The sequence below is a fragment of the Stenotrophomonas sp. HMWF003 genome (assembly GCF_003061285.1).
Classification (GTDB): Bacteria; Pseudomonadota; Gammaproteobacteria; order Xanthomonadales; family Xanthomonadaceae; genus Stenotrophomonas; species Stenotrophomonas maltophilia_AP.
Genome location: NZ_QAIW01000042.1, coordinates 1 through 3,808, shown reverse-complemented (window position 1 = coordinate 3,808; position 3,808 = coordinate 1). Strand labels below are relative to the sequence as shown.

Annotated in this window: 4 protein-coding genes; all 4 read left to right on the top strand. The window is 68.9% G+C overall.

The features are described 5' to 3' along the window. Nucleotides 1-54 precede the first annotated feature (54 nt). On the top strand, nucleotides 55-1,299 hold the full coding sequence (locus DBR34_RS01435) for an MFS transporter (RefSeq protein ID WP_128095415.1): 1,245 nt from the start codon (nucleotides 55-57) through the stop codon (nucleotides 1,297-1,299). Between the two features lie 13 nt (nucleotides 1,300-1,312). Then, on the top strand, nucleotides 1,313-1,540 hold the full coding sequence (locus DBR34_RS01430; RefSeq protein ID WP_219928196.1) for a hypothetical protein: 228 nt from the start codon (nucleotides 1,313-1,315) through the stop codon (nucleotides 1,538-1,540). Between the two features lie 130 nt (nucleotides 1,541-1,670). Next, entirely contained in the window at nucleotides 1,671-2,237 is a 567-nt protein-coding gene (locus tag DBR34_RS01425; protein ID WP_128095414.1) for a TetR/AcrR family transcriptional regulator, read from the top strand. Then, nucleotides 2,234-3,808: MFS transporter (locus tag DBR34_RS01420; RefSeq protein ID WP_128095416.1), on the top strand; the 1,575-nt coding region annotated here is incomplete at its 3' end. The genes DBR34_RS01425 and DBR34_RS01420, both read left to right, overlap by 4 nt.

Genomic DNA, 3,808 nt, shown 5'->3' with positions numbered 1-3,808 from the left:
GCTCAACACCCTCCTCGACCAGCTCGACCATGCCTTGGAAGAGGGAGCCCCCGCATGACCGCCCCGACTGCCGCCCCGCGTGCACCGACCCTGCACTGGGGCCTGCTCGTCGCCGCCTCCGCCATCCTCATGGTCACCATGGGCGTACGCCAGACCAGCGGCCTCTACCTCGACCCCATCCACCGCAGCACCGGCGTCAGCATTGTTGAAATAAGCTTCGCCCTCGCCATCGGCCAGTTCGTCTGGGGCGCCGTACAACCCGTGTTCGGCGCCGTGGCCGACCAGCGTGGCGCGCTCCCCGTACTCCTGTTCGGCGGCGTCCTGCTCGCCATCGGCCTCCTGCTGGCCCCCTACCTCACCAGCCCCCTCGGCCTCAGCTTCAGCCTCGGCCTGCTCATGGCCGCCGGTGCCGGCGCCGGCAGCTTCTCGGTGCTGATCGGCGCCACCGCGCACCGCCTGCCCGCTGAAAAACGCTCCTTCGCCGCCGGCCTCATCAACGCGGGCGGCTCACTGGGCCAGTTCGTGTTCGCCCCGCTCGTACAGTGGATCATCAGCAGCGCCGGCTGGGCCCGCGCCATGTTCACCATGGCCGCCATCACCCTGCTCTCCCTCCCCCTGGCCTGGCCCCTGCGCCGCCGTCCCGGCGACCATGCCGCCGGCGCCGGCGCCGGCACCGATGACGACGGCGGCCTGCGCGCACAACTGCGCCTGGCCGTGCGCGACCGCAGCTACTGGTGCCTGCACCTGGGCTTCTTCACCTGCGGCCTGCACATCGCCTTCCTGGTCACCCACCTGCCCGGCGAAATCGCCCTGTGCGGACTGTCGCCCACCGTCGCCTCCACCTCCATCGCGCTGATCGGCCTGTTCAACATCGCCGGCAGCCTCATCGTCGGCGCGCTCGGCCAGCGCTACCGCATGAAGTACCTGCTGTTCTGGATGTACGCCAGCCGCGCGGTGATGATCGGCGTGTACCTGGTCGCCCCGCCCACCCCGACCACCTTCTACGTATTTTCCGCCGCGCTCGGCTTCACCTGGCTGGCCACCGTCCCGCCCACCGCCGGCCTGGTCGGCAAGCTGTTCGGGCCGCGTTATCTGGGCACGCTGTTCGGCCTGACCCTGCTCTCGCACCAGCTCGGTGGCTTCTTCGGCGCCTGGCTGGGTGGCGTGGCCCTGGCCCATTCCGGCAACTACCTGTGGATGTGGTACGCCGACATCGCGCTGGCCGCCATCGCCGCGATGGTCAACCTGCCGATCCGCGAAGCACGCTATGGTTGCCACGCTGTCCCCGCCTCCCGCTGATGCCATAGAACCGATGACCAACGCCTTCCCTGCCCCTTCACGCCTGCACCGCGACGCGCTGGTTGCCCTCATCGTGCGCATCCAGGCCGCCCCGGGCACCGAACAGGACACCGATGCCGACATCCAGCGGCTGGTCGAGGCCGTGCTCGATCCGAATGCGGTGAACTACATCTTCCACGACGACCTGTCCGCGACGGAAATCGCCGACCGGATCCTGCAGTACCGCCCGGTCGTGCTGTGACCTGATACGGCCCTTGCAGGCACGGTCGCCTGCACCGGCGGCTTCACGCGCCGCAGACCTTTCCACACGCTGTCCCACTTCCGTTGCGGCGGCCCCTTCCGTTGCGGACATTTCCGTCCGAAAATGTCCCATGACCTCCCAACGTGCCGATGCGGCTGCCCGCCGCGCCCTCATCCTGGACGCCGCTGATGCAGTGTTCGGGCAGCATGGCGTCACTGCTCCGCTCGACCTGGTGGTCGAACGCGCGCAGGTCGGCCGCGCCACCCTGTACCGCAATTTCCCCGACCGCACCGCGCTGGTGGAGGCACTGCTGCAGCGCACGGTGGCCCGCATCAACCGCCAGGTGCAGAGCCTCGGCGAGCGCGATGACGCGTTGTTCGAGGTACTCGAAGGCATGGCCGCCCGCATCGTGCAGTCGCCTGCGTTGTCGGACTACTGGCGTGCGGTGGATCCGGATGACCCGGCCATCAAGGCCGCCCGGCACACCATCTGGGGCCTGCTGGAAGCGCCGATCCAGCGCGCCATCGCCGCCGGCCTGTGCCGTGCCGACCTGCAGGTGACGGACATTTCACTGATCTCAGGCATGCTGGGAGCCGCGCTGCGTGGCAAATCCCGCGAAGAGCGGGCCAAGCTGGTCGCGCGCGCCCTGCAGTTGCTGCGTACCGGACTGCAGGGACCCGTCGACGCGGAGGGCTGATGGCGCAGTACCTCAAACCGATCCCGGACTGGGAAGACCACGAGAAGCCGACCCTGCCCGGCTCGGCGTCGATGCCGTGGCATCCCTGGCACCGGCGCGTGGCGTATGCCGCCGTCGCACTGCTGGTGGGTATCACCGGTGGCCTGGGCAATGCGCTGGTCACCGCCAACCTGCCCTTCATGCAGGGCCAGCTCGGCCTGACCCCGGCGCAGGGCAGCTGGCTGGTGGCCGCCTATGCGATGGTCAATGTCACCGCCAACCTGCTCGCCTTCAAGTTCCGCCAGCAGTACGGCATCCGCCTGTTCGCCGAAATCGGCCTGGGCCTGTATGCCGCGCTGGCGGTGCTGCACCTGTTCGTGGGCAGCTACGAAACCACCGTGCTGACCCGCGCGGCCAGCGGCTTTGCCGGCGCCGCCTGCAGCACCCTGGGCACGCTGTACATGCTGCAGTCGCTGCCGCGCAAATACACCGGCAACCTGCTGGTGATCGGGGTGGGCATCTCGCAGCTGGCCGTGCCGATCGCCTGGCTGGTGTCGCCCGGGCTGGTGGACACCGGCCAGTGGCACACCCTGTACCTGTTCGAGGCCGGGCTGGCCCTGTGCGCGTTCGCGGCGGTGGTGGTGCTGAAGCTGCCGCCGGGCGTGCAGATCAAGGCGTTCGAGCCGTTGGACTTCCTCACCTTCGCCCTGCTCGCCCCGGCAGTGGGCCTGCTGGTGGTGGTACTGGCCCAGGGCTACGTGCGCTGGTGGCTGGATACGCCGTGGCTGGGCTGGGCGCTGGTGGCCTCCATCACGCTGGCCACCGCCGGCTTCATTCTCGAACACTACCGGCGCAACCCGCTGCTGCAGACGCGGTGGCTGGCCAGCCTGCCGGTGCTGCACTTCATCGTCGGCGCGTTCCTGATCCGCTTCCTCACCACCGAACAGTCGTATGGCGTGGTCGGGTTGATGCGCCAGCTGGGCATGGGGCCGGACCAGATGCGCCCGCTGTTCGGGGTGATCCTGGCTGGCGTGATCACCGGCATCGCGGCGGCCTCGCTCACCTTCGGCCCCAAGCGCATCATCGCCCAGCTGCTGATGGCCATTCTGCTTCTGGGCAGCGCCGCCCTGCTCGACCAGAGCCGCACCAGCCTGGACCGCCCGCACGATTTCTTCGCCAGCCAGTTCCTGGCGTCGGTCGGCGCCGGCATGTTCATGGGGCCGTTGATCATGCTCGGCATCACCCAGGCATTGAAGCAGGGCGTGGACCACATGATCACCTTCCTGGTCACCCTGTCGATCACCCAGACCCTGGGTGGGCTGGCCGGTTCGGCGGTGCTGGGCACCTATCAGCTGCACCGCGAGCAGCTGTATTCCACGGCACTGGTCAGCCAGCTCGACCCGGCCGATGGCGTGGTCGCGCAGCGCCTGAAACAACAACAGCAGCTCTATGCCGGGGTGATCACCGACCCGGTGCAGCGCAGCGCGCAGGGCATGGCGCAGCTGGCGTTGACCGCCCGCCGCGAAGCCAACGTGCGCGCCTTCAATGATGTGTTCCGGCTCAGCGGCACGGTCGCGCTGGGCTTCCTGGGC